Raw genomic sequence first — 24,636 nt, forward strand, 5'->3', positions numbered from 1 at the left:
CCCCCTGGTACACCATCGTGACGAGCAATGCCGTCTTCAGCGTCAACAGCACCTGCGCCTGACTCCACAAGCGTTTTCCTGTATCCATGTGCTTCACGTCTGTCGGAAGCTGACTGGTAAAGGAAGGACGTATATAGCGAAAAACAAGAATGAATGCAAACAAGGTAGGTACCGCAAGTGCGATGGAGGCAACAGAAAGCCCGAACCAAGAGGCCAGCAGCGCTCCAACCAGCATGCCGCAAAGACTGCCCAATCGATACAGTCCGTTGTACAAGCCCATGAGCTGCCCACGATTATGCCCTTCAGAAACGGTCACGATCAAGGAAAACGCACCTAGCCTTAAAAATGTCCAAGCGACTCCCCACAAGCATCGCATCAGAAGCCACAGCCAAAAGCCTTCCAGGCTGTACGAAAGTGTCGTCAGAAAAGCTAGCACCACTGCCACAATCAAACCTGTGCGTCCGCCCGAGCGCTCATACCATTTTCCAACAAGGGGGCCGAGTGGTACACGGATGAAACGGTTCACCGCAAGCAATAACCCCACTTCCCACAGCGATGTTAATCCCGCCTCCTTCCAGCAAAGAGGAAGCACCACATACAGCATCGAATCTCCTATCATGCATAATGCTGTTATCAGTGCGACCGCCACCACTTGTGTCTTTCCACTGACTTCTCTCATCTCCTGATCCTTCTCTCTACTCGTTTTCTGTCTTTCTGAGGTATACCTTACGCGCAATCACTCATCATATCTAATACATCTTTATCTATCACTCATAAATAAAAGTTATGAATCGAGGCATAAGATGAACTTACATGCACTCCGCATTTTCGTAGAAGTGGCGTCACAACGCAGTGTAACCGAAGCAGCAATCGCACTCTCGATCAGCCAACCTGCCGTAAGTGCCCAAATCCGCAAGCTCGAAAATGAATTGGGCATGACCTTGCTCATCCCGGATGGTCGTGGCATTTCTCTCACCTATGAGGGGCGTTTTCTTTTTGAAAAAGCACGCCGTATTTACGACTGGGAACGCGAAATCGAATCACAGCTAACAGAAATCAAACAGGGAAAGAAAGGACGGCTAAGGATTGCTTCTACCTATCTCCCCTCCCATTATCTCGTGCCACAGTGGCTGGCTCAGTACAAGCGTGATTATGAAGGAGTCGATGTGGAAATTCTCACGCGTAATTCCATGCAATCCATTGAACTGCTTCTTAGCTGTGAGGTCGATGTGGCCGTTATTCTCAAGGAATCGTGGGATGAGCTGCCTATCAAGCGGTATCATTTGACGGATGTACCCTATTGGTTTATTTTGCCCGCCCATCATGCGCTTGCAGGAAAAGAGATTCGTATGGAGCAGCTCGTGGAAGAACCATTTTTGTTGCGGGAGCAAGGCAGTTCTACCCGCGATTGGCTTTTTGCCCTCTGTCGTAAGCATGGTGTGAAACGTCCACAGGTCGGTATTCAGTATCACGGTCTGGTCGAATCTATCCACTCCGTTCGCGCGGGATATGGGACGATGTTGGCTCCTGCCCTGGCCGTTAAGGAAATGGTAGCGCAGGGGGAGATCGGTCGTGTAACCGTGTCAGGGGTAGAGATCAAGCGTCCCTTGTATATCTGCACGCGTGATGATGAGACAGAACAGCGGCCTGTTGTTGCTCAGTTTCTGGAGTTGGTAAAGCGTGAGAAACTGACTTGAAAATATGACGAATCAAAACGAAAAAAGAGGCTTTTCCTCAAAAGGAATAGCCTCTTCTTATACGTAATGCTTATGGAAACACAATCGTCTTGTTACCGTATACCAGCACCCGATCCTCCAGATGCCAACGAACTGCACGTGCAAGCACCGTACGCTCCACCTGACGTCCAAGCTGCTTCAGTGCCTCGACGTCTTCCTGATGCGATACACAAGGAATAGCCTCTTCTTATACGTAATGCTTATGGAAACACAATCGTCTTGTTACCGTATACCAGCACCCGATCCTCCAGATGCCAACGAACTGCACGTGCAAGCACCGTACGCTCCACCTGACGTCCAAGCTGCTTCAGTGCCTCGACGTCTTCCTGATGCGATACACGTTGAACGTCTTGCTCGATGATTGGACCTGCGTCCAGCTCTTCCGTGACGTAATGCGCTGTCGCTCCGATCAGCTTCACCCCGCGACGATACGCCTGCTCATAAGGCTTCGCACCGACAAAGGCAGGGAGGAAGGAATGGTGGATATTGATAATCCGCATCGCATAGTCCTCCAAAAAGCGCGGGGACAAAATCTGCATGTAGCGAGCCAGAACGATCAGATCAACACCCTCCGCCGCTGCAATCTGCTCTTCTTCTGCCTGAGACTTGTTATCCTTCGTGACTGGAATGCAACGATACGGAATACCAAAGGATTCGACAGTCTCCTGCATGTCAGGATGGTTGCTGACAACAACCGCGATATCCGCGAACAGCTCCCCGGACTTCCAACGCCATAACAACTCTAATAGACAGTGATCTTCTTTGGAAACAAACAGCGCGACCTTCTTGCGCTTGTTCGCTTCAACCAAGGACCATTCCATACCAAAGCTCTCGGCTACAGGGCCGAATGCTTCCTTGATCTCTTCGCAGCGCTCCTCCAGATTGATGAGATCGAATTCAATGCGCATGAAGAACCGGCCTGTTTCCGGATCGGTCGTGTACTGGTCAGATTGAACAATGTTGGCTCCTTGTTGGAACAAGAAGTTCGACACCGCCGCGACGATACCCGCGCGGTCTGGGCAAGAAATCAGCATGCGCGCACGATCTTTGTTTTTCTCTCGATACGCGAGCCATTCTCTCTCTGATAACAATTGCATAGTTTACTCTCCTCCATAATAAAAAACAGCAAAAAGTTGTTTGCAATTATACCATTCCCAGAAGGGATTTCTATACCCAAATGGAGAGAAAAATGTTCACTTATCGATAAAAAATTTTAGATAGAGTGATTTCCAATCCCGTTTAGTAAAATATCTACGGTCAGGGCGATTTGCTCGTCATCGCTGAACTGCGTAAATTCATCGGTATCCAAAACTTGCCGGAACAAAACAAGCCCGATCATCGAGGACAGGATCGCCCGAAAAACAGCCTGTGTCGGGAGCGGACGCAATTCGCCTACCTCTACCTTTGCCTCGATCAGCTTATTTGCCATCTCCTTCACACCCGTGAAAACTGTAGCGATCAGTGCTTCCCTAATTTCGTCATGGAAAAAGGCTTCTTGCAGCAAAATGCGAATATGCTTTTCATTCGCCAGTACCAAGTCGATCCGGTTTCGGTACAGCTCTGTCACGATTTGGGAGAATGTTTTTTTATTCTGCTCTTTGAAGATCTCACGGACATCCTTCAAGATAAACGGCGCCGCGAATTTGACCAATACAGGTGCTACGACGGCGAGTAAAATATCCTTTTTCGATTTGTAGTGGCGAAAAATCGTTCCCTCTGCCACTCCTGCTTCTTTGGCAATTTCAGAGGTTGAGCTGGCATGAAAGCCTTTTTCGGCGAATAGCTTCACTGATGCACGCAAAATATTGCGCTGCTTCTCCGTCATCTCACTCTCGTCTTTCAACTCTTCTACATATTGCAACAGGCCTTCTACAAATGTTGGCGGCTTGTTCATCACCCATTACGCTCCTCTTATTCGATCTTCTTGCGGAACCGCAGGATAGCGACGGTCAGGATCAAGAGACAAAAGCTGCTCATTCCGACGACATCCTTCCAGAGCGCATCCATGTCCACGCCCTTTAAAAAAATCCCCCGCAAGATTTCCAGAAAATAGGTCAACGGGACGAGCCCGCCTAACCATTGTATCACGAGCGGCATCGAATCGCGCGGGAACATAAAGCCGGAGAGAAGCACGCTAGGCAGGATAAAGGCGAATGCCATTTGCATCGCTTGAAGCTGGGTCTTTGCCACCGTAGAAATGAAAATGCCCAAGAGAAGCGTCGTCACCAAAAACAAGACAGACAAAGTCACCAAAAGCGAAATGCTGCCTTTGACCGGGACCCCGAACCAATACGTTCCAACCAATAGCACCAGACAAAACGAAAAGAGACCTACACCTACATATGGGGTAATTTTGCCGAGCATCAGCTCTAATGGGCGTATCGGAGTCACGATTAACTGCTCCATCGTTCCTCGCTCCTTCTCACGTACGAGGGAAAACGCCGTCAGAATCATCGTGACGTTTTGCATAATCAAACCGATCAAGCCGGGAATATTGAAGACGATACTCTCCATATTGGGGTTAAACAACACGCGTGTATCCAAGCCAAGTGGCTGCTCCAGCTCCCCCAACCCTTGTTTTTGCAGCTTTATTTCCTGCAACGTGATCGCTTGATGTTGGACGATCAACTGGGCTTGAGAAGTGGCTGTCCGGGCGATATTCGGATCGGAACCATTAATAAGCATCTGCACATCTACCGGCTCGTTGCGATCACGCTTGCGGGTGTAGTCTGGCCCAATAATGAGCGCGACATTTACGGAGCCATCGTCTAACATGGCTTCGATCTCCTCGTAGCCACTTACATGGGCTGTCACCTCGAATACACGCGTATTGACGAACTGATCCACCAGCTCTCGGCTGGCAGCAGAAGGGCTTTGATTCCAGACTGCCATCTGGATGTCATTCACGTCTGTATTGACAGCATATCCGAACAAAAATAACAGCATCAGCGGCATGACCAATGCAATCGCCAGACTTGGACGATCCCGCTTGATTTGGATGACTTCCTTCTTTACTACAGACCAGTAACGCTCCCAGACAAAATGCCTCATCTGACTCCCTCCTCCGCCGCCTGTCTGGCTTCCTCCTGCCTGACCAGATCGATGAAGACATCCTCCAGATTGCCTACTCCCATACGATCGATCAACTCTTGTGGAGTGCCTTCCGCAAGCAGATTGCCGAAAAAGATAAAGCCGATCCAATCGCATGTCTGCGCCTCATCCATGTAGTGTGTGGTCACCAGCACGGTGATCCCCTGTTTCGCCAGCTCATGAATAACGTCCCAAAAAATCCGGCGGGAAACAGGATCGACTCCAGCTGTCGGTTCGTCCAAAATCAACAGCTCCGGCTTGTGCAAAAGAGCGCAGGAGAGCGCGAGGCGTTGCTTCCATCCCCCTGACAGCGATCCCGCAAGCTGCTTTTCCCTGCCTGTCAGGCCTGCCATCTCAATCAGTTCCGCTTTCCGCTCCTTGCGTTCTGCTGCACCTAATCGATAAACCCCGGCATAAAAATCGAGATTCTCTTCCACTGTCAAATCTTCATACAGGCTGAACTTTTGCGACATATATCCGATCCGTTGCTTGATTTCCTCGCTCTGTGTCATGACATCGAAGCCAAGAACCGTCCCCTTTCCCGTCGTCGGGGTCAACAAACCACAAAGCATCCGGATTGTGGTCGATTTCCCTGAGCCATTCGGACCCAAAAAGCCGTATATCGAACCTCGCGGAACTGTCAGCGTCAAGCTGTTCACAGCTACTCGATCACTGAAACGCTTTGTCAACTGCTCACATTGGATAGCGGCGCTCATTGACCTCCCTCCTCGTCTGCCAGCAGCACATCGGCAGGCATACCTGGTTTGATTTTGTCGAGTCCATCTTTGATGTGTATCGTAACAGCAAACACAAGCTTGGTGCGTTCATCCGGCGTCTGTACATTTTTCGGTGTGAACTCTGCTTTTTCCGAGATGCGACTGATCGTTCCCGTAAACGTCTCTTCAGGATAGGCATCCACCTTGATGCCAACTTCTTGCCCTTTTTTCACCCGATTCAATTGTGCTTCCGGGATGTACACGACGAGTTCAAGCTGATCTGGCTTCATCATCGTAAACAAGGTGGCACCTGTTTTAGCTACTTCCCCCTGTTCGATAGAGGAGCGCAAGAGAGTACCATCGTCTGTTGCCGTAATCTGGGCCTTTTCCAACTGCAATAAGGCTTGATCCAGTTTCGCTTTCGCCTGCTGCTGGGTGGCGAGCAGTGCCCGAATCGCGTAATCGGTACTTCCTTCCTTCACCTGATCGAGATCCGCCTGCGCTCCCGCTTGCGCAGCTTGGGCTGTACCGATTTGGGCCGCAGCAGCAGCGATGTCTCCTTGTGCAGAACGGTACTATGCCTGTGTCTGAGCTACTTGTGCCGCCCATTGATCTGCCTGCGTTTTTGCCTGGCTCACTGCTTCTTTTTGTGTATCGAGGTCTTTGGCAGAGATCGCTCCTTTTTCAAAGAGCGCTGTTGATTCCTCGAGTCTTTTTTGGTGATACAACAGGGTCTGTTGCGCACCCTGCCATTGCGATTCTGTCTGTGTCATCTGCTCAGCAGCACGTGCTTTTCCTGCTTCCGCCTGATTTTTTCTCGCTTGTGCCAGTTGAATATTCGCATTGGCCTGCTGGACGTTGGCCATGCTTCTTTGAATCGTCGTGTCGCGTGAACCAGCTCTTGCCTCTTCCAGCCTGGCTGTCGCTTGGTCCAGTGCTGCCTGTGCTTCTGCCACAGTAATTTGGTAGCTTCGTTTATCGATTTGGACCAGCACTTGTCCTTTTTTTACTGCACTTCCCTCTTCTATCGTAACGTTTGTAACCAATCCGCCTACTTCAGCTACGATCGGCAGCTCGATGGCCTCGATTGTGCCGGACAGAGACGGATGATTTTCGGATGTCCAATTGCAGCCCGACAATGCCAGTAACAGTCCCCCGATACAAATGGAGCGAACAACTGGTTTCATAAACGCTTCCCCCTACCTACGTAATGGAGTGAGTAATCACTTTCTATTTATGAGTAAAAAAACAAGCCACAGAACCAGGCTCGAGATGACCTTTTCAGTTAAGCGAGTGATTACTCACTTTTACTCGTGAGTATATGCTCCTCTTTTACGAATTGCAATTCCTTTTTCTAAATGCGCAATCGAAAAGAAATCCTATCTGATTATTCATGCTATGATGAAAACAAGCTAGACAAGTCCGTTGGCCATCGGGTATCAGATACCGTCCAGATGGAAAGGATTAGGAGCGTCAGGTTTTAACTACCATTTAGGGAGTGGGAAATGTCTATGATGATTAGCAAAGTCGGTCAAATCATGTTGTATGTCAATAACCAGGATCAAGCAGTGAACTTTTGGACCGAAAAACTAGGGTTCCATGTGGTTTCTGAAGAGAAGAACGGTGAAATGAGATGGATTGAAATTGCTCCCGCACAAGGCGCTGAAACAAGCATCGTTCTGCACAATAAGGAATTCGTTGCGAAAATGTCACCTGGAATGAATCTTGGCACTCCTTCGCTCCTGCTCTTTTCGGAAAATATCGAGGAATTGCGTAACGACCTCATGAATAAAAATGTGAAGGTTGGTGACATTGTTACGATGCCTTCGGGCCGCGTCTTTAACTTCGCAGACGATGAAGAAAATTACTTTGCTGTGTTGGAGAAAAAGTAAATAGAAGGAGGCGGCTGACTTGAATGGTCGGCCGCCTTTTGTTTCACGCTTTTGTTTCATACCTCTTTAGTCGAACTTTAATTTGGACAGTGCGTCTTTCAAAGCTGAGTTGATTCCTTCGTCCTGCTCCTTGTCTTGCCCCTTCAAATACTTGGATACTTCTTTCTTCGAAACCTTGCTGCCCTTTTCCTTGTCGCGACGCTCCTGGAAGGTCTTCAGTTTTTCCTTGTGCCCACACACGCAGACAAAGGTTTGTCCTTCCCCTTCTCCGCGTAGCTCCAATCTTTTGTGGCATTTTGGACATCTGGCATTGGTCTGCTTGGCAATGCTTTTGCGATAGCCGCATTCTCGATCCTGGCACACCTGCATTTTGCCACGCTTTCCGTTTACCTCCAGCAAAAACTTATTGCACTCCGGGCACCTGCTTCTGGTCAGGTTGTCGTGCCGGAAAGTCTGATCGCTGTTCTTGATCTGTTGGACGACTTCTTTGGCGTACAATTTCATCTCTTCGATAAACGCTCGCTTGTTCAAGCTTCCCTTAGCGATGGCACCGAGCTTTTGCTCCCATTGAGCGGTCAAGGTCGGCGACTGCATTTCATCTGGTACGAGCTCTAGCAATTGCTTGGCTTTTGCGGTGACAAAAATATGCTTGCCGCGCTTCTCTAGCAAAAAGCTGTTGAACAGCTTCTCGATCACATCCGCGCGGGTTGCTACCGTACCTAGTCCGCCTGTTTCCCCAATCGTTTTGATCAAATCCTTGCTCTCGTTCGCCATGTATTTCGCCGGGTTTTCCATCGCTGTCAGCAGACTCGCTTCCGTAAATGGCTCTGGCGGCTTCGTCTCGCCCTTGGTCTGGGATACTGACTGGATGTGCAAACGATCTCCTTTTGCAAGAGTAGGCAGGATTTGTTCCTTTACGCCGTCCTTCGCATCGTCTTCTTCTACATCGTGGTCATACGCCTCTCTCCAGCCTTGGGAGAGTACGGTTTTTCCTTTTGCCAGGAACGTTTCATTCCCGATTTTCGCCTGGATGGTCGTTTGCTCGTATTCGAAGGCAGGCAGCAGAACGGCCAGGAAGCGCTTCACGATGAGGTCGAAAATCTTGCGTTCCTTATCGCTCAAATCACCGAGAAAAACAGCTTGCTCCGTCGGGATAATCGCATGGTGGTCCGATACTTTGCTGTCATCCACGAACGATTTGTTCGCTTTGATCGGCGCACGCAGGATTCTGGCGGCGAGGGGTGCATATGGCTTCATTTGGACAGCCTTGATTCGATCCGGCAGCGTCTCGACGATATCAGCAGAGAGATAGCGAGAGTCCGTTCGTGGGTACGTCACTGCCTTGTGATGCTCATATAGCCCTTGCATGATGGACAGCGTTTGCTTTGGCGAGTAGCCAAACATTCGGTTGGCATCCCTTTGTAGCTCCGTCAAATCGTACAGCTGTGGTGCATATGTCTTTTTGTGCGCACGAGTAATCTCGATGACTTCTGCGTTTTTCTCCTGTTTGAGAGCGGCTATTAGCTGATCAGCCTTTTCCTTGGAAAATGTTCTGACATCCTTCGTTTGCTGATCTTGCCATTGGAGCTGAATCGGACCTTGGGCCACCGCAGACAGCCCGTAAAATGGCTTGGGCGTAAAGCGACGAATCTCCTCTTCTCGCGTTGCCACAATAGCGAGTGTCGGCGTCTGAACACGACCGCATGAGAGCTGGGCATTATGCTTGCACGTCAAGGCGCGCGTGGCATTGATTCCTACGAGCCAGTCTGCTTCTGCACGAGCAGCGGCGGAGGCAAACAAGTTTTCATAGTTTTTGCCGTCCTTCAGATTGCGGAAGCCTTCGCGGATCGCCTTATCTGTCACCGAGGAGATCCACAGACGCTTGATTGGTTTATTCGCGTGAACCAGCTCGAGAATCCACCGGGCAACGAGCTCTCCTTCACGCCCTGCATCCGTCGCAATGACGATCTGCCCGACATCGTTGCGTCTCAATTGTTGTTTGACGACCTGAAACTGCCTGTTGCTTTCCTTGATCACGACCAAGCGCAATGGTGACGGCATAATCGGCAAATCCTCGATTCGCCACGAGGTGAATTGCTGCCCGTACGCTTCAGGATCAGCGAGCGTGACCAAATGCCCCAGCGCCCACGTTACAATATATTTATCTCCTTCAAAAAAGCCGTTTCCTTTTTTGTGACACTGCAATACTTTTGCAATGTCACGTCCAACCGAAGGCTTTTCTGCCAGTACAACTGTTTTACTCATGTACGACATCCTTTCAAACCAATTCAACATCTCTCTTTCCATTGTAAACAAAAAAGCAGGAAGAAGGGGCTTAGAAATATTTCAAGGAAAAAAGTTTTAGACTCTTAGGGCTATGAAACGCTAACGGACAAGCTCACGCGATGTGTTGGAAAAAACTTCAAAGTGCTCCTTGACCATTACGTAACGTAACGGTTTATAGTGAAGTTACCGGTGAAACGCTAGCGATCAAGAAAGGGGCTGATCATGAAAAGTCATTGGAAAGTCGGAGAACTTGCGAAAATGGCGGGAATTACGATACGGACTTTACGTTTTTACGATCAGATAGGCTTGTTTTCTCCATCCGGCTATTCGCCATCCGGATACAGACTCTACACCGAAAAGGACATTTCACGCCTACAGCAAATTTTGTCCTTAAAGGAGTTGGGGCTATCGCTGGAGCAGATTAAAGCCGTTATGGCCGGAGACCAGCTCAGCCTGTCGGACATTGTTTCCATTCAAATAGACAGCCTGAAAGAAAGTATCCGCATGCAGCAGAAACTTTTGCATGAGCTTGAGAATGTGTCGAGTCGGATGCAAAGGAACGAACCGTTTACCGTTGAGCATTTCATGAACATCATACGAACGATGAGAATGAAGCATGAGAAATTTTTCGCCGAGAGAAAATCGAGTATGGATCGCCACCTCGACCGACTTGGTGAATATTTAGATGAGCATCCGGAAGAACCCGGATAGGGAGGTTTCGACTGTGAGTGAAAAATCAGCTAAGCATTCCACATTTGTCATTGAAAGGAACTATAAGCATTCCCCTGCCCGTGTATTCGCTGCATGGGCGGGTCAAGCAGCCAAAGCCAGTAGGTTTCCTAAAGCCGAAGAATTCGACTTCCGCGTCGGCGGCCGCGAATTCAATCGCGGTGGTCCGCCTGGGGGACTCGTTTACACATTCGATGCCTGCTATCAGGAAATCGTTCAGAATAAGCGAATTGTATACTCATACACGCTGGACATGGAAGACAAGCGGATGTCAGTCTCCGTGACGACGGTGGAATTCGATTCCGTGGACGGCGGCACGCGCTTGATCTATACCGAGCAAGGCGTTTTTCTAGACGGTCTCGATACGCCTGAACAGCGTGAGCACGGAACAAAGGTGATGTTGGATCGGCTCGGTGAGGCTCTGGACGACCAATGAAAGATGCTACGCTTGAATCGAGTAACCGGGCCGGTTTGAACGAATGGATTGGACTTGCCGTGCTTTCATTGCCTGCACTGCTCGTTTCGATAGACTTGTCCGTAATGATTCTCGCACTTCCTCACATAAGCATCTCTATCGGCGCTGACAGTACTGAACAGCTCTGGATCATGGACATATACGGCTTCATGCTCTCGGGGTTTCTGATCACGATGGGATCGCTCGGAGATCGGCTCGGTCGCCGTAAGCTGCTGATGTTCGGCGCAGCGGCATTCGGTTCCGCTTCGGTGTTGGCCGCTTATTCCAGCACCTCTGGAATGCTAATTACAGCACGGGCGCTGCTCGGCATAGCCGGGGCGACGGTATCGCCTTCGTCCCTGGCTTTAATCAGCAATATGTTCCGCGATCATAAGCAGCGCTCCCTCGCCATAGGCATATGGTTCATGTGCTCGATGGGAGGCATGGCGCTTGGCCCAGTAGTCGGCGGGATGATGCTGGAGCATTTTTCATGGGGTTCGATTTTTCTACTAGGCGTTCCAGTCATGGCGCTGCTGTTGTTGACTGCATCCCATCTTCTGCCCGAATATCGGGATCCCGCACCTGGTCATTTGGATATGACTAGCGTCTTGCTGTCGATGTGCACCATTCTACCGACAATATACGGCCTAAAGGAAATCGCTAAGCAAGGTCTACAGATCTTGCCGCTCATTGCCATCGCGGCTGGAGTTGTTTTCGGGACGTTATTCGTAAGACGGCAGCAACGGTTGGACAGTCCGCTAATGGACTTGCGCCTATTCGCAAACCCCGCCTTCAGCACAGCACTGGGCGGCATGTTCGGCATCACTTTGACAGGCGCTTCCATGCTCTTCATCGCACAGCATCTTCAATTCGTGGAAGGACTATCGCCGCTTGCAGCAGCGATGTGCATGCTCCCGGGAGTGGTTGCGTCGATGGCAGGCATGTTGTTGTCGCCGATCATCGCTCGGCGGGTCCGACCTTCACTCCTTATCGGGGCAGGCCTTGCCGTCTCGGCGACTGGATGTATTCTACTGTCCCAGGTAGGAGCGGGATCCGGACTCTCTACCCTGATCGTCGGTTATATCTTTTTTAATGTGGGGGTAGCGCCGTTTGCGAGCTTGTCCAGCGATCTAATTATCGGCTCGGCCCCGCCTGCGAAAGCCGGTTCGGCGGCGTCCTTGCTGCAAACGAGCGGTGAATTTGCATTCGCACTTGGTATTGCTGTATTAGGCAGCATCGGAACATACGTGTACCGCACTCAAATTGCCGGCTTCATACCGAGAGATGTTACGACGTTGACAGCCGGAGCCTCCCGCGAAAGTCTGGCTGGGGCAGTCTCGGCAGCAAAAGTTTTACCCGAACCAATTGGTTCAACACTTCTTCATGGCGCTCAGATAGCATTTACCGACGGCATGCATGCTGTTGTGGCTGTTAGCGGCGGGCTCATGATCGCTATCGCCATACTCACCGTGATCAAGCTTCGGCATATCCCCCCCATTGGGCAGAAAACGCCAGGTGAGATGTAATGATCCGTGGCAACCTAGGACTTTATTTTCTCGTCCTAGGTTGCTGCTGTCTCGCTTTACAAACGCAAACACACCAACCTTTGCCGACTACTTATACAGTGCCGCAAGCTCTGTGCTAATGTAAGTACCTACCTGCTCCCCTCGACAAATCCGCGCCATGGCTCCCGGCTGGTCAAAGGTAAACACGTGCAGAGGCAATTGGTGGTCTCTGGCCAAAATCATTGCGGCCTGACCCATGACACGCAAATCTCTTCTGACCACCTCGTCAAAAGAAACCTCCACATACTGCTTCGCGGTAAAATCCTTGCGTGGATCGGCCATGTTTCCACGAAAAATATTGCCCCCTCCGATCACGATGGCTACTTCTACTCCCATATCCAGCAAAGATCACGACCAAGCGTAATGGGGACGGCATAATCGGCAAATCCTCGATTCGCCACGAGCTGAATTGCTGCCCGTACGCTTCAGATTAGCGAGAGTGACCAAATGTCCGAGTGCCCACGTTATCATATATTTATCTTCTTCAAAAAAGGAAAAAGGGGCCCTCTCTGGGAGAGAGACACCCCTTCTATCTTTACATTTCACCCTATACACTTGTCGCCCTTTAATGTAGCAGTCGCAAATTTCAATCCAATCTTCACTGATTTTTTCTACTCAAACTCTATTGAAATGTCACCTAATTCTAGATCAATTGGTTCTGGATTCTCAGGAATGGCCCCTGAATCAGATGGGGTGCCTGTTGAAAACAAGGAAAAATATTTATAGCTTTCATTCCCTGATGTATCCTTTACTGCTCCTTGGGCTACATCTATGTAGTACTCTACATTATTTTTTAAAGGCGCTTTCGGTTGGATCGTTACAGTGTCATTACTGACAGTAAAAGTTGCAGGAACCTTCGCACCATTGTCATTCATTAATAGGAATTTCTTTGTTCCACTTATCACTTTGCGATCATACTTAATTGTAATAACCGCATCTACATCCACTTTTGTTTCCTCTCCATACGGCTTTACATCGATTACTATAGGCGCTTCGTTGTTGCTGGTCACAAACTGTAATAAATACTTATCGATCGATTTAGTAGAATCAATGGTGCTTACAATTGCTCCTTTGTCAATCTCGATCGCATATTTAGTATTGGATTCCAAAGTCTTGTCAGGACGAATATAGAGTGTGTTATTTCTAATCTCCAATTTTCCGCTGACTGGTGATTTTCCTTCAACCTTATAGAGCGATACTACTGTTGACGGATCATTGTCAAAAGTAATTGGCACCGGGAATGTTAGCGCAGGTCGAATGTTTGTAGGAACATCTGTCTGCGCAATAATAGGATTAGAAACTGATACGAACACATCCCCAGGTTTTGGATAACTGATTAGGTTGTCGGAAATATACGTGCTATCGAGTTGGTATTCCTTTTTGAATTGTGCGTCAATTTCCACTAGCTGCTCATCATCAAGGAACTGATTCGGTACACCAAGCTCTTCTTTCTCCGATTTTGCTGATACGCTGTTGCTGTTTAGCGTTAAACTGAACATGAGTGTTACTGCGAGTAAGGCTTGGAATACTCTCTTCATACTTCTCCTCCTAAAAGTTTTTTTGTTCGTAAAAATCGTATTTCATTTTTTAGGCATAACATACAGTTTTTACACGAAATAAAAATATGGTTATTTTGGACTAGGACAAGCTCCGAGCCTCCAACTCCACTCCAAAAAGCGGTACGTCTACCAAAAAAAGAACGAAAGCGACAACCGCCTTTCGTTCTTCCATACGTTTATGCAAAAAAATTCGGAAAGTCAAAGTCATCCCGTTTGCCCGACAAAATATTTCGTAATAAAAGATCAGCGGTCTCAGAGGCAAACTGGTGATACTCGCTCGTGATAACGCCTTTTTTCAATGCCTCATCGAGCTCATCCTGATCAAGCAGGTATACTTCTCCTGTCGGCAGTACCACGATGTCGAGGTACAAATCGTCATACCAGATATGCCCGTTCTCATCCTTGCCATGTCCCCTGCAAATATCGATATACCATTGCACGGTATTCCCTAACTCATCCATCATTTTTGTAACGGCATACGCTTGACCATGAGGAAAATACTGCAAGTACACATATCCTCTATCGCCCACACACAGAGTTTTGTCCCCGACAGGCATGTAGGCAGGCTCACTGACTTCGTCCAGAGACAGGCGGACAGTGTACCCCGAAAAAGATAAAGATTCTACCCATTTTTGCTGGTAACCCAATCGCTTCACGCGTCTCCAACCAGGTCGATCTGCTCGTTTTCGCTTCATAGCCTGCTCTCCCTCGTCGTTTTGGTTGCTTTTACTCTACCATGAATGGGATCGCTTTGTCAGATAGCAAACAAAGACATGCTCACGAAAAACATGCCTAAACGGATTAACCTGCTATTTATGTTTGGGAGGAGTCGTCTTTTTTTGCCAATCGACTGTGTTTGCGCCCATATAGGAAATAGACGATCGCTCCGACCGACAGCCAACCGAGAAAACCGAACTTGGTCAGCGTAGGCAGGTTGAAAACGAGATATCCACAAAAGAGAACCGCGAGCAAGGGAACAAGTGGAACAAATGGGACGCGAAAAGCCCGCGGTAATTGCGGATGAGTGCGACGCAATACTACTAGCCCAATCGAGACCAAAATAAAAGCAAACAGCGTTCCGATGTTGGTGAGCTGGGCCAAGCTAGAGAGGGGCAATAATCCACCGAAGGTTGCTACTAATACTGCCACGACGAGCGTGCTCTTTTGTGGTACCTGTGTGCGGGGATGTACGTGCGAGAAGAGCTCAGGGAGCAAGCCATCTCGACTCATCGCAAAAAACATCCGGGCTTGTCCATACATCATGACTAACAACACTGTCGTGATCCCGACAATGGCTCCCAACGAAATGAAGCCTGCTACCCAGTCCTGATTGACATAGGCGAGCGCAAATGCGACCGGATTTTTGACATTCAACAATTTGTACGGAACAATCCCTGTCAATGTCAGTGAGACTGCAATATACAAAATCGTGCAGACGAGTAAGGACGAGATGATCCCGATTGGCATGTCGCGCTGGGGATTGCGGACTTCTTCGGCCGCACTAGACACCGCATCAAATCCAATAAAAGCAAAAAACACCGTTGCTGCACCAGTCGCTACTCCCGCAAAACCAAACGGCATGAATGGACTCCAGTTTTCCGGTTTAACATACATGACTCCAACGACGAGGAACAGGGCAACTACCGCTATTTTTATCAACACCATGATGGTATTCAAGCTGGCTGACTCTCGCGTTCCCTTCATCAACAAAGCTGTAATGATGACAATGATGAGGACCGCAGGTAGATCGATGATCGTTCCTTTTGATGCATCAAACGCACTCGTGAGCGCATTCGGCAAGTGGATGTTAAACCCCGCTAGCAATCCCTGGGCATACCCCGACCATCCGCTTGCCACCGCAGCACAAGCCACTCCATATTCGAGAATCAAGTCCCACCCGATCATCCACGCGACAAATTCGCCAAATGCCGCATAGCTGTATGTATAAGCGCTTCCCGACACCGGAACAGTCGAAGCAAATTCCGCATAGCAGAGTGCGGCAAAGACACAGGCAAGTGCCGCAATAACAAAAGACAAAACAAGTGCCGGTCCAGCGTGCAAGGCAGCAGCAACCCCAGTTAACACAAAAATTCCTGTTCCCATGATCGCGCCGATGCCCAGCATCGTCAGGTCAAAAGCACCTAATGACTTTTTGAGAGAGCTTTCGTTTTTATCCACCTGCTCCAGCATTTGCGTAACTGACTTTTTCCTCAGCAATTGATTTTTCCATGACATCATGTGCGACCTCCCAAGCGGGTCATTCACTTCCAACCGTGATTGAAAACAGTTGGAGTATGATCTGATTGGAGGAAAATTATGCACAGACGCAGCTTGGATCGGATTTTGTCAGGGTTACCTGCGCGCTAACCCGCGCCCAATGACATTGGCGGAAACTGGCGCAATCCCGAGCTCTCTTGCCCAAACAGACAACTGCCCCATGTGATGAATCTCGTGGGCGATGACATGGCGAAGCAGCTCCCCCTTCGTGTACACTTCATCATCCCAGGCGACCTTTACTGATTCGTTCTCCCTCTCGTCTGACCAATTCTCGATGAAATCACGCAATTCTACGCGCCACGTATCCGAAAGTTCCTTTACTTTTTGCAGCGTCTTGTTCGCTTCGTATGCCACCTGAATATCCGGCTTTCCCTGCACGCCCCGAATCCAGCTATACTCGACGTCAGCAATGTGAAACAAGGTGTACAAAATCGTGCCAGCCCCACCTGTACGCTCGCGTAGCAATTCTTCTGGTGTAAGCTGCTTACACCATTCCATCCACTCGTCCCGTACCTGCCAGTTATACTGGAAAAACATCTTCATCGAGTTCACTCCTTATCTATTTGAGTAGATGATTAGGAAAATTCCAACTAATAATAGCACATACGTTCTTATCATGTGAAATTTTTAGTGGTGGTCTTCTAACAATAGTGGTCGGATGAAGCCCTGCCACATGTTTTCGTATGGCTTTGATCCTCTTCCGGCTTCTAGATCATATTAGAAGGTCAGTGCAAAGTAGCTTTCTTGAATTCTTTTTAACCAAAGCAGCGTAGGAAGAAGCGCATTTCCAGTCCAAGCGCCTCTGGAGCCCACCTCAGCGCAGGAAAAATGGCGGGGAATTTCAGCTTCACCTATGAAATTCTTCATCGAAACTTCTACGTTTGAAGCGCTCCCGCCATTCATTTCGAAGCGGACAGTCAATCCCCTCTTGCGGGGCGTAGGCCGAAGCGTAGACTGGAAATGCGCTTCTTCCCACACCACAGCAGCTCTAATAAACAAAAAGACCGCCAGAGTTATTAACCCTGACGGTCCAACATACTAGTCCATGCTTTCATCCGAAAACGAAAGAGAGAATCCACCTGAGAGTAAATAAAGATAACTAGACACGTTCCCTTTTGGCTTGATGATCTGCTTGATCGCCCGGACGTATAGCCTGATCTGGCCTTCGTATCTTCTCTTCATCTCTTCGATAGCTACGGCAGTCGCCTCTTTTGCCATCCAATCAGTCTTGAAATCGATCAGGACGAGGCTTCCATCCTGCTCCTCTAACAGGCAATCAATGACCCCTTGGACGACAACCTGTTCATCGCTCTCTTCACCCAACTCCGCTTCTACTTCATAAGCAGGAAGCACGAGGGTAAATGGCAATTCACGATGCACGACCGCCGCCGCCTTCATTCGCTGCCCCAAAGGATCAGCGAAGAATCGGGCGATCTGGGGAACATCTACTGCTTGTACCTGCTCGTCAGTCAAAAAGCGGTGAGCGGCGAGTGCTGTCACCTGCTCCCGAATATCCGCTTCATCCAGCGGACGTTTCAAATCGAGATGCTGGAACACTAAGTGCGTGATTGTCCCTTTTTCAGCTGCTGTCAGTCGATTGGATTTTTGCTCAGACAAAAACTTTGGCTTTTCCGTAATCGACGGTAGTGTGAGTGGCTGTCCGCCTTTGCTGACTTTGGCATGGCGCTTTAGCTCGCTGACACTCCATTTCGCAGCAACGCGTGGCGCAATTGGATGCGGGTTCTGCCATCCTAATCTCTTGTCGACCACCTCTCGCAAAGTGTCATCCGACGGTCGTTCCTCGATCGCCTCTCGTCTGGTCATGCGCTCCCACAGAGACGCCTCGTCGTTGGTTGACTCTCCATGGGCACGGAGCTCATCGGCCTGATAGAAGTGAAACGACCAAACCGAATCATCCGGCACACTTCTGACTCTTACGACTTCCCCTGAGCCTTGTTGCTCAGGATATGACCGCAGCAATCCTGCACCAGGATGGCGGAGCATCGCACGCCCCACCCAGTCCAGGTATCCCTTTGCCTGAATCAAGTCTTCGTCACTGAGCCGCTCGCTGTCATCCTGTCTGCCCCAGTCCATCACACTTTTTGCGAGATCCTTGGATGAACCGACAAGAATGAGCTTCTCGCGGGCACGCGTCAAAGCCACATAAAGCACACGCATTTCCTCTGCCAGCATATCTCGACGCAGTTTTTGCCGGATGCCTAGCGCAGCCAGACTCGGATAGCGCAGCTGCATGGAGGGCTCAACAGCCATCGGGCCAAAGCCCAGATCTTTATGCAGCAAAAACTGGCTTTTCAAATCCATCGTATTAAACTGCTTGCCCATACCCGCCACAAAAACAACCGGGAACTCCAGCCCCTTACTTTTGTGGATCGTCATGATGCGTACGACATCCTCGTTTTCTCCGATGGTTCGTGCTTCGCCCATATCATTACCTGCTTCTTGCAGACGGTCGACAAAGCGCAAAAAGCGGAACAAACCACGATAGGAGCCAGCTTCGTATTGTCTCGCACGATCATAGAGCGCACGCAAGTTGGCCTGTCGTTGCTGACCGTTTTCCAGAGCCGCCACATAATCGAGATAGCCCGTCTCCCGGTACAGCATCGTCAGCAGCTCCGCTAAAGCACCTCTGCGAGCCTCTGTCCGCCATAGATCCAATCGGCCAAAAAACTGTCGCAGCCTTTTCTCCCACGACTCTTGGGCCGGGCGTTCCTCTGCATATTGGAGTACGGCTTGGTGAAACGGCCCTGTCGCGTAGTGAATGCGGATTTGAGCAAGTTGCTCCTCCCGCAAGCCGACGATGGGAGACCGCAATACAGCAGCCAATGGAATGTCTTGGAGTGGGTTGTCAATGACACGCAGCAAGGAGAGCATCGTTTCTACCTCAGTCGCGGCGAAATAACCCGCAGTCTGCTCCGCATACACAGGAATTCCTGCCGCGTGCAGCTCCTCTTGCATCGTCTGCCCCCAGCCTGAGGTCGCACGAAGCAAAATAACGATATCGCGATAGGCCAGCGGGCGCATTCCTCCAGCCTTTTTATCGAAAACGAGCAGTGGCTCTTCTCCCTCGCCCGGCTCCATCCAGCGGCGAATGCGGCTGGCAATCAGGCGTGCTTCCAGCTGCGCAACACTCGCTTCCTCTGCGGACTCTCCCTCGGGAATACCTGCTTCGCCCTCCTCTGTCGTCTCTGCAACTACCGCCTGACCTTCTTCTGCTATCGTTGTATTCCGGTCGATCAAATGCATCTCTGCCTGCAAACGATTCAGCTGTGCTTCAGGATAAGACGCACGGTTAATCAGTTCCGCCGAAGGATCATAACCGATCTCACCTACCCCGTGAGACATGATCTGGCGAAACAAAAAGTTAACGGCATCTACGACTTCCCTTCTACTGCGGAAGTTCGCCGCCAGATCGATACGCCGACCGATGCACGCTTCGTCAGCATCACCATCTTTTTGATAGGTTACATATTTTTCGAGAAACAGCTTCGGCTCTGCCAAGCGGAACCGATAAATACTCTGCTTTACATCCCCTACCATGAAGCGATTCGCTGGTTGACCATTCGCTCCGTCTTGGGAAACCATTTGCAAGATTGTCTCCTGCACGAGGTTGATATCCTGATATTCGTCTACCAGCACTTCAGCGAACTGTTCGCGCAATTGAGTGGAGATAGAAGAAGGAACAGTCTCCCCCGACTCATTCGTTTCGGTTAGAACGCGCAGAGCAAGATGCTCCAAGTCGCCAAAGTCGACCAAGCCACGCGAGCGCTTCTCCAATTGAAATGCATCCGAAAATGCTGTCACCAGCCTTGCCAATGTCTGCATGTGAGGAGCAATCCGCTGCAAATCCGCGACGTACTGCTCGGCTGTCGTAGAAAAGTATTGTTCGATTTGCTCTGCCAGTTCCTTTTTCACGCTGTTACGCAGGTCTTGCACCTGTTCCTTCACGAGCGGATCTGTGCCTTTCACTGGAGGCAGCTTGGCAAATACAACACCTCTAACCGCTTCGGCGGTCGCTTCCCAGCTATCTCTGCAAGCCGCTCCTGCACGCTGCAGGGCAGCCGCTTCCGCCTCAAGCAAAGGCAAATAGCCAGCAGGCCCTTCCGGTGAGCCTGCCAACAGAACGGCCCTGCGCATCTTAGCGGTCATTCCACCGAGTGCCAGCTCCACAGAACGCAGCACGCTTCTAGTCCACTCCAGCCCGTCCAGACCTTTTTTATCGTGAACCGCAAACATTCCAGCCGCTTCCCCGAGCCATTGTTCTGGTGCCGGATGACTGCGCGAAAACTCATAGAGCCGGAGTAGTAGTATGGTAAGGGCATGATCGTCCTGACCATCCAGCATCACATCAGCTAATGCATGAAAATCCACGTCATTCTCATACCAGCTCTCCAACTGTTCCTCTAAGACATCCTGCCGCAAAAGCTCCCCTTCCATCTGATCGGCAATGCGAAAATCAGGATCGAGTTCAATCAGATAGTAATACTGGCGCAAAATCCCCAAGCAAAACGAGTGAAGTGTCGTAATCGTTGCCCGCTGGAGCAGTGCCAGTTGTCGACGTAGATGAGAAGAGTGCGGGTCATCTTTCAATGCCTTTCGCAAGGCATCGCCAATCCGGTGACGCATCTCAGCGGCTGCCGCATTGGTAAAGGTCACCACCAACAGCTTATCGACTCCAACCGGTTCCTTCTCGTCCATGATGCGTCGGATAATCCGCTCAACCAGGACTGAGGTTTTCCCAGAGCCTGCTGCCGCTGCCACCAGGAGATTATTCCCGCGCTGGATAATCGCTTGCCATTGCTCGTCCGTCCATTGTTCAGGCTTGGCCTGCAATTGTTGATCCGCCATCGGTCATTCCTCCTTCTCCTGCCATCTGCTGCTCGGCCAGCATGCTCCATATTTGCTTGTTGTTCCACTTGGCAAGCTGTCGGTGCTCATTCCCGCCTGCATCTCCATCGAACTTGCATACTGGCTTGTACGAACAATAATCGCAGGCGGTCATCGTTCCGTTTGTGTACGGTTCGATCTGGATTTCCCCGTTGGTCATGCGCGTACTGATTTGCTTCACGGTATCGCGAACATAGGAGGTCAAGGCTTGGAACTGCTCGGCTGTTGCCACTGATGATCGCGACGAAAGCGTTCCGTCCTTTTTGATTTCAAATGGCACCAGCTCTGACGCCCCTTGCTCTACATAGCCATCCATCATTCTTGCCAGCTCTGGGTCTGCGAGCATCAAGCCTTTCATGCGCAAGCGCTTTGCCCGCTCCTTTGCTGCTTCGTCAGCCGATAGCAAGCGTTTTGCCGTCACAAAAGGATCGGCTACCTGATAGTAGAATACGCCTCCCATTTCGGCTTTTTTCCCCAGCCATTCCTCCGCATTTGCCACGACGACATCAAGATAGACGAGCAGTTGCAAATTCAGGCCATTCCAAACGTCGGAGAGAGACAGCTGCTTGGGACTGGACTTGTAGTCAATCACGCGCAAATACGGGACCTCACTATCCAGTGATTGGTCAACGCGGTCAATCCGTCCGATTAACTGAAGCTCCACGCCATTTTCAAGCGTTAAAGCCAATCCCGGCAAATCTGAATTCGGCCCAAACGAAACCTCCAGTCCTACTGGGGCAAAACGACTGCGCTTCGCATGCTCCCCGAGTACATAAATCGCGCGTCCAACTGCTCGCTTCAGCTTGCCGGACAAATAACGATACCGGGCTGTCCGCGTCAAAATGCTGCTGCGAGTCGCTGGAACCAGTTCTTCAACAACCACGTTTGCAAGCTGCATGCTATTGTCTTCCGTCAGCTTGCTCCACTCCAGATTGTCTTCGTTCATTTTTTCAACGGCTCGCTTGAGTGAAGCGTGGAACAGCTCCCCCACATCGAAACGCTCCAGCTTGTACATCGTTCTCTCCGCCAATCTGAGGCCGTGGGAAGAGAAATGCGAGAACGGACATGACTGGAACCTCTCCAGACGAGACACGCTCATTTTTAGTTGTTTGCCATACAGAGTCGTGCTTGTTTCCAAGTCCAGCTCCTGCGGCCGATTGAAGTAGCGCAAGCCGGACAAGAGCCACTGCTCCCGTTTGACATCGGGAGAAGCGCGAATATACCAGTCGTATACCTCCCACCAGAAGTCTGGCAGCTCACCCGTATTCTTCATAGATCGCAATAGCGTCAAAAGATGGCGGAACACACGTCTCGGATGTCCAAGCAAGAATACATCTGTCTCATGCTGCCCCGTTGGTTCGTTATAAAACACCTGATGCGGGATATCCGGCAGCACTTCCCGGATGCGGGTAAACACGGAGGAGGGCAGCAGTGCCTTGCCCTCTTCATCCGCCAACGCACAGCTCAGGATAAGCCTCTCCGACGGTCTCGTCATCGCCTGGTACAGCAGGTAAGGCTCTGCCATCAGCCGTTGCTTCGCACTCGGCGCCAGAGACATGCCCATTTCAGCCAGTCGCTCACGTTCCGCCTCATCCAGAATCCCTTCTTCTTTTGGACGCAACGGAATAATGCCCTCGTTTACGCCAAGCAAAAACAGAGCTTTGACATCCGGTTGACGGGAGCGCTCCATGGCCCCGATCAGTACCTGATCCAGTGCCGGGGGAACGAGTCCCAATTCAATCGTCTCCAGACCGCTGTCGAGCACTCGAGCAAATGTTGCCAGGTCCATGCTCTCGTCGCCCATGACCTCCACGACCTGATCCATCAGCTCGATCAATCCCGTCCATACTTGTCCGTGTACCTGTGCTGCATCGAGATCAGCGTCATTTTCTGCCTTTCGCTGCCAATGCTCCAGCTTGTTAGGCACATCCAGCGCGATCAGAAGGTTGTACAGGGCAAGGGTCATTTCCTGTACGTTTTTTCCCGTTGCTTGCTTCATCTCTTTTTCAAAGGATAGGAGCGGCGCTGCGTATTTGCGTCTCAACTCATCGATTTTCGCGTCTTCCTCAGTGCCAGCTTGCCCACGGAAATGCCACGCTGACTCTTCTCCCCATTGATAGCCAAAGACACCATGAGCCAGCACGTAGTTTTCGAGTCGGTCGATTTCCTTGCGAGCTGTATGCTCATCGGTGATATCCAGCAGGAGCAGGTCTGTTTTCAAGCAGCGGAATACAGCGTCGTATCGCCACCTTGTAACAATGACCTCCAATGCCGAGCGCACCAGCTCCACCAAGGGATGGTGCATGACGGAGCGCTTCTGGTCCAAGAAGTGCGGGATGCCGTATTCGGTAAACACAGCGGAAATCTCATCAGCGTACGTCCCGATTTCCCGAAGTAAAATCGCCATGTCCTTCCAGCGATACCCTTCTTCTCTCGATAGAGTCAGGAGCTTCAGCGCCACAGCCTCTACCTCCGCCCGCCTGTTCACTGCTGAGAGCATCGTCACTTCGTCCGCTCGTCCAGGCTGATGCGGGAGCGGCGGGTCTCCCCATTGGAAATACACTTGTTCGACTTGACGGAGCCACGGACTGCTCTTGAATCGCTGTGCCTCGGTCAATAAAAGCGGCTTGGCGATTGATACACCCGATTCGCGCGCCATCAGTGTCAAGGCTTGGTATGTTCGCAGTGTAGGGTGGAACAGCCCCAGTTCATCCACAGAGGCGTCACGTTCATTCGGGTCAAGCGTCAGCGCAATCGTCACCTGCTTGGCGTGCTGCATCAACTGCTCGATCAAGCGCAGCTCTTGATTCGTAAACCCGGTAAAGCCATCGATAAATATTTCAGCCTGCTTGATGTACATGGAATCACGCACCATCGTGGCCACTCGGTTCAGGATGTCGTCCGCATCACAATACCCCTCTGACAAGTAAGCCTCGTACGCATTCATAATCAAGCGAAGGTCATGTATTTTTTGATTGAGATTGGCTCCTCCCCACTCCAGATTCTCGGAATGGGAGAAGGATACCCCGTACGATTTGCACTCGCTAATCAAGCGACCGAGCTGAGAAGCAAACCCAGGCTGTGTGGCCGAGCGCCCGAATACGTTCAGCTCTTCCTTGTGCCGCTCCAAAAGCATGCGCAAAACCATATGCTTACCCAGATCGTCAACAGGCACGGTAGTCAAATCGCCCAGCTCCTGCATGAGCCTGTGAGCCAATCGACCGAAGCTGAGCACTTGTGTCCCCATCACACCGCCTAGCTCTGGCAGTGTAGCGAGCGCATACTCTTCCTGAAAGCTGGCCTGTTCCGGCACGAGCAGAATCATAGGCGAACCCAACGGCTTTTCCCGCAGCCGGGCTTGCATCTGCTGATGAATCGATTCTGTCTTCCCTGTTCCTGCCCGTCCCAGTATAAATTGGACTGCCAT

20 protein-coding genes and 2 pseudogenes are annotated in these 24,636 nt (G+C 50.4%); 5 read left to right on the forward strand and 17 right to left on the reverse strand.

All coding sequences use genetic code 11. The features are described from left to right. Nucleotides 1–679: MFS transporter (locus PMI05_RS25310; protein ID WP_007728110.1), on the reverse strand; the 679-nt coding region annotated here is incomplete at its 3' end. 124 nt (nt 680–803) lie between these two features. On the opposite strand from PMI05_RS25310, the gene PMI05_RS25315 reads away from it, so the two are divergent. Continuing rightward, nucleotides 804–1,697, forward strand: coding sequence for a LysR family transcriptional regulator (locus tag PMI05_RS25315; RefSeq protein ID WP_007728112.1), 894 nt, complete (start codon nt 804–806; stop codon nt 1,695–1,697). Nucleotides 1,698–1,767: 70 nt separating this feature from the next. Here PMI05_RS25315 and PMI05_RS31470 read toward each other — a convergent pair. The 7 genes and pseudogenes from PMI05_RS31470 to PMI05_RS31480 form a co-directional block, all read right to left on the reverse strand. Next, nucleotides 1,768–1,905 (reverse strand): annotated as a pseudogene (locus PMI05_RS31470) (formyltetrahydrofolate deformylase); the annotation flags it as partial. 31 nt (nt 1,906–1,936) lie between these two features. After that, complete coding sequence (gene purU / locus PMI05_RS25320; protein ID WP_007728113.1) at nt 1,937–2,833, reverse strand: formyltetrahydrofolate deformylase; 897 nt, start codon at nt 2,831–2,833, stop codon at nt 1,937–1,939. Between the two features lie 116 nt (nt 2,834–2,949). After that, a complete protein-coding gene (locus tag PMI05_RS25325) occupies nt 2,950–3,630 on the reverse strand; it encodes a TetR/AcrR family transcriptional regulator (protein WP_007728114.1) in 681 nt (226 codons plus the stop codon). A gap of 17 nt (nt 3,631–3,647) precedes the next feature. Next, complete coding sequence (locus PMI05_RS25330; protein WP_007728117.1) at nt 3,648–4,787, reverse strand: ABC transporter permease; 1,140 nt, start codon at nt 4,785–4,787, stop codon at nt 3,648–3,650. Further along, nucleotides 4,784–5,542, reverse strand: a complete 759-nt coding sequence (locus PMI05_RS25335) for an ABC transporter ATP-binding protein (RefSeq protein ID WP_007728118.1) — start codon at nt 5,540–5,542, stop codon at nt 4,784–4,786. The genes PMI05_RS25330 and PMI05_RS25335 overlap by 4 nt, the downstream gene beginning before the upstream one ends. Then, a complete protein-coding gene (locus tag PMI05_RS31475; RefSeq protein WP_007728120.1) occupies nt 5,539–6,024 on the reverse strand; it encodes an HlyD family secretion protein in 486 nt (161 codons plus the stop codon). The genes PMI05_RS25335 and PMI05_RS31475 overlap by 4 nt, the downstream gene beginning before the upstream one ends. Nucleotides 6,025–6,117: 93 nt before the next feature. Continuing rightward, nucleotides 6,118–6,729 carry an HlyD family secretion protein gene (locus tag PMI05_RS31480; protein ID WP_007728123.1) on the reverse strand — a complete coding sequence of 204 codons (612 nt, stop codon included), beginning with the start codon at nt 6,727–6,729 and terminating at the stop codon, nt 6,118–6,120. 327 nt (nt 6,730–7,056) lie between these two features. On the opposite strand from PMI05_RS31480, the gene PMI05_RS25345 reads away from it, so the two are divergent. Continuing rightward, nucleotides 7,057–7,434 (forward strand): VOC family protein, encoded by a 378-nt coding sequence (locus PMI05_RS25345; RefSeq protein WP_193375281.1) that lies wholly within the window; start codon nt 7,057–7,059, stop codon nt 7,432–7,434. Between the two features lie 66 nt (nt 7,435–7,500). Here PMI05_RS25345 and PMI05_RS25350 read toward each other — a convergent pair whose 3' ends face one another. After that, on the reverse strand, nt 7,501–9,699 hold the full coding sequence (locus tag PMI05_RS25350) for a DNA topoisomerase III (protein WP_007728127.1): 2,199 nt from the start codon (nt 9,697–9,699) through the stop codon (nt 7,501–7,503). A gap of 243 nt (nt 9,700–9,942) precedes the next feature. Between PMI05_RS25350 and PMI05_RS25355 the strand changes: the two genes are divergently transcribed. The 3 genes from PMI05_RS25355 to PMI05_RS25365 are packed head-to-tail and all read left to right on the forward strand — an operon-like array spanning nt 9,943 to nt 12,429. Continuing rightward, on the forward strand, nt 9,943–10,431 hold the full coding sequence (locus PMI05_RS25355) for a MerR family transcriptional regulator (protein ID WP_007728132.1): 489 nt from the start codon (nt 9,943–9,945) through the stop codon (nt 10,429–10,431). Between the two features lie 13 nt (nt 10,432–10,444). Continuing rightward, nucleotides 10,445–10,885, forward strand: coding sequence for an SRPBCC family protein (locus tag PMI05_RS25360; RefSeq protein ID WP_007728134.1), 441 nt, complete (start codon nt 10,445–10,447; stop codon nt 10,883–10,885). Then, a complete protein-coding gene (locus tag PMI05_RS25365; RefSeq protein ID WP_007728136.1) occupies nt 10,882–12,429 on the forward strand; it encodes an MFS transporter in 1,548 nt (515 codons plus the stop codon). The genes PMI05_RS25360 and PMI05_RS25365 overlap by 4 nt, the downstream gene beginning before the upstream one ends. 87 nt (nt 12,430–12,516) lie before the next feature. Here PMI05_RS25365 and PMI05_RS25370 read toward each other — a convergent pair whose 3' ends face one another. From PMI05_RS25370 to addB, 8 genes and pseudogenes are all read right to left on the reverse strand, one after another. Then, complete coding sequence (locus tag PMI05_RS25370) at nt 12,517–12,813, reverse strand: hypothetical protein (RefSeq protein ID WP_238543358.1); 297 nt, start codon at nt 12,811–12,813, stop codon at nt 12,517–12,519. Nucleotide 12,814: 1 nt separating this feature from the next. Next, nucleotides 12,815–12,939: pseudogene (locus PMI05_RS31485) on the reverse strand (hypothetical protein); the annotation flags it as partial. A 140-nt stretch (nt 12,940–13,079) separates the two neighbouring features. After that, on the reverse strand, nt 13,080–14,006 hold the full coding sequence (locus PMI05_RS25375) for an Ig-like domain-containing protein (protein WP_007728140.1): 927 nt from the start codon (nt 14,004–14,006) through the stop codon (nt 13,080–13,082). 197 nt (nt 14,007–14,203) lie between these two features. Further along, on the reverse strand, nt 14,204–14,722 hold the full coding sequence (locus PMI05_RS25380) for a DUF402 domain-containing protein (protein WP_007728141.1): 519 nt from the start codon (nt 14,720–14,722) through the stop codon (nt 14,204–14,206). Between the two features lie 118 nt (nt 14,723–14,840). After that, nucleotides 14,841–16,262 (reverse strand): amino acid permease, encoded by a 1,422-nt coding sequence (locus PMI05_RS25385; RefSeq protein WP_039961363.1) that lies wholly within the window; start codon nt 16,260–16,262, stop codon nt 14,841–14,843. 117 nt (nt 16,263–16,379) lie between these two features. After that, nucleotides 16,380–16,847, reverse strand: a complete 468-nt coding sequence (locus PMI05_RS25390; protein WP_007728144.1) for a DinB family protein — start codon at nt 16,845–16,847, stop codon at nt 16,380–16,382. Between the two features lie 495 nt (nt 16,848–17,342). Beyond that, nucleotides 17,343–21,170 (reverse strand): helicase-exonuclease AddAB subunit AddA, encoded by a 3,828-nt coding sequence (gene addA, locus PMI05_RS25400; RefSeq protein ID WP_007728146.1) that lies wholly within the window; start codon nt 21,168–21,170, stop codon nt 17,343–17,345. Further along, complete coding sequence (addB, locus tag PMI05_RS25405; protein ID WP_007728148.1) at nt 21,139–24,636, reverse strand: helicase-exonuclease AddAB subunit AddB; 3,498 nt, start codon at nt 24,634–24,636, stop codon at nt 21,139–21,141. Before addB ends, addA begins: the two co-directional genes overlap by 32 nt.

The organism is Brevibacillus sp. BC25, assembly GCF_000282075.1.
Taxonomy (GTDB): domain Bacteria; phylum Bacillota; class Bacilli; order Brevibacillales; family Brevibacillaceae; genus Brevibacillus.

Coding starts and splice junctions, on each gene's coding strand:
- PMI05_RS25330 (WP_007728117.1), bottom strand. CDS start 4,787: ATGAGGCATTTTGTCTGGGAGCGTTACTGGTCTGTAGTAAAGAAGGAA.
- PMI05_RS25315 (WP_007728112.1), top strand. CDS start 804: ATGAACTTACATGCACTCCGCATTTTCGTAGAAGTGGCGTCACAACGC.
- PMI05_RS25375 (WP_007728140.1), bottom strand. CDS start 14,006: ATGAAGAGAGTATTCCAAGCCTTACTCGCAGTAACACTCATGTTCAGT.
- PMI05_RS25390 (WP_007728144.1), bottom strand. CDS start 16,847: ATGAAGATGTTTTTCCAGTATAACTGGCAGGTACGGGACGAGTGGATG.
- addA (WP_007728146.1), bottom strand. CDS start 21,170: ATGGCGGATCAACAATTGCAGGCCAAGCCTGAACAATGGACGGACGAG.
- PMI05_RS25380 (WP_007728141.1), bottom strand. CDS start 14,722: ATGAAGCGAAAACGAGCAGATCGACCTGGTTGGAGACGCGTGAAGCGA.
- PMI05_RS25335 (WP_007728118.1), bottom strand. CDS start 5,542: ATGAGCGCCGCTATCCAATGTGAGCAGTTGACAAAGCGTTTCAGTGAT.
- PMI05_RS25345 (WP_193375281.1), top strand. CDS start 7,057: ATGATTAGCAAAGTCGGTCAAATCATGTTGTATGTCAATAACCAGGAT.
- PMI05_RS25365 (WP_007728136.1), top strand. CDS start 10,882: ATGAAAGATGCTACGCTTGAATCGAGTAACCGGGCCGGTTTGAACGAA.
- addB (WP_007728148.1), bottom strand. CDS start 24,636: ATGGCAGTCCAATTTATACTGGGACGGGCAGGAACAGGGAAGACAGAA.
- PMI05_RS25350 (WP_007728127.1), bottom strand. CDS start 9,699: ATGAGTAAAACAGTTGTACTGGCAGAAAAGCCTTCGGTTGGACGTGAC.
- purU (WP_007728113.1), bottom strand. CDS start 2,833: ATGCAATTGTTATCAGAGAGAGAATGGCTCGCGTATCGAGAGAAAAAC.
- PMI05_RS31480 (WP_007728123.1), bottom strand. CDS start 6,729: ATGAAACCAGTTGTTCGCTCCATTTGTATCGGGGGACTGTTACTGGCA.
- PMI05_RS25325 (WP_007728114.1), bottom strand. CDS start 3,630: ATGAACAAGCCGCCAACATTTGTAGAAGGCCTGTTGCAATATGTAGAA.
- PMI05_RS25355 (WP_007728132.1), top strand. CDS start 9,943: ATGAAAAGTCATTGGAAAGTCGGAGAACTTGCGAAAATGGCGGGAATT.
- PMI05_RS25385 (WP_039961363.1), bottom strand. CDS start 16,262: ATGTCATGGAAAAATCAATTGCTGAGGAAAAAGTCAGTTACGCAAATG.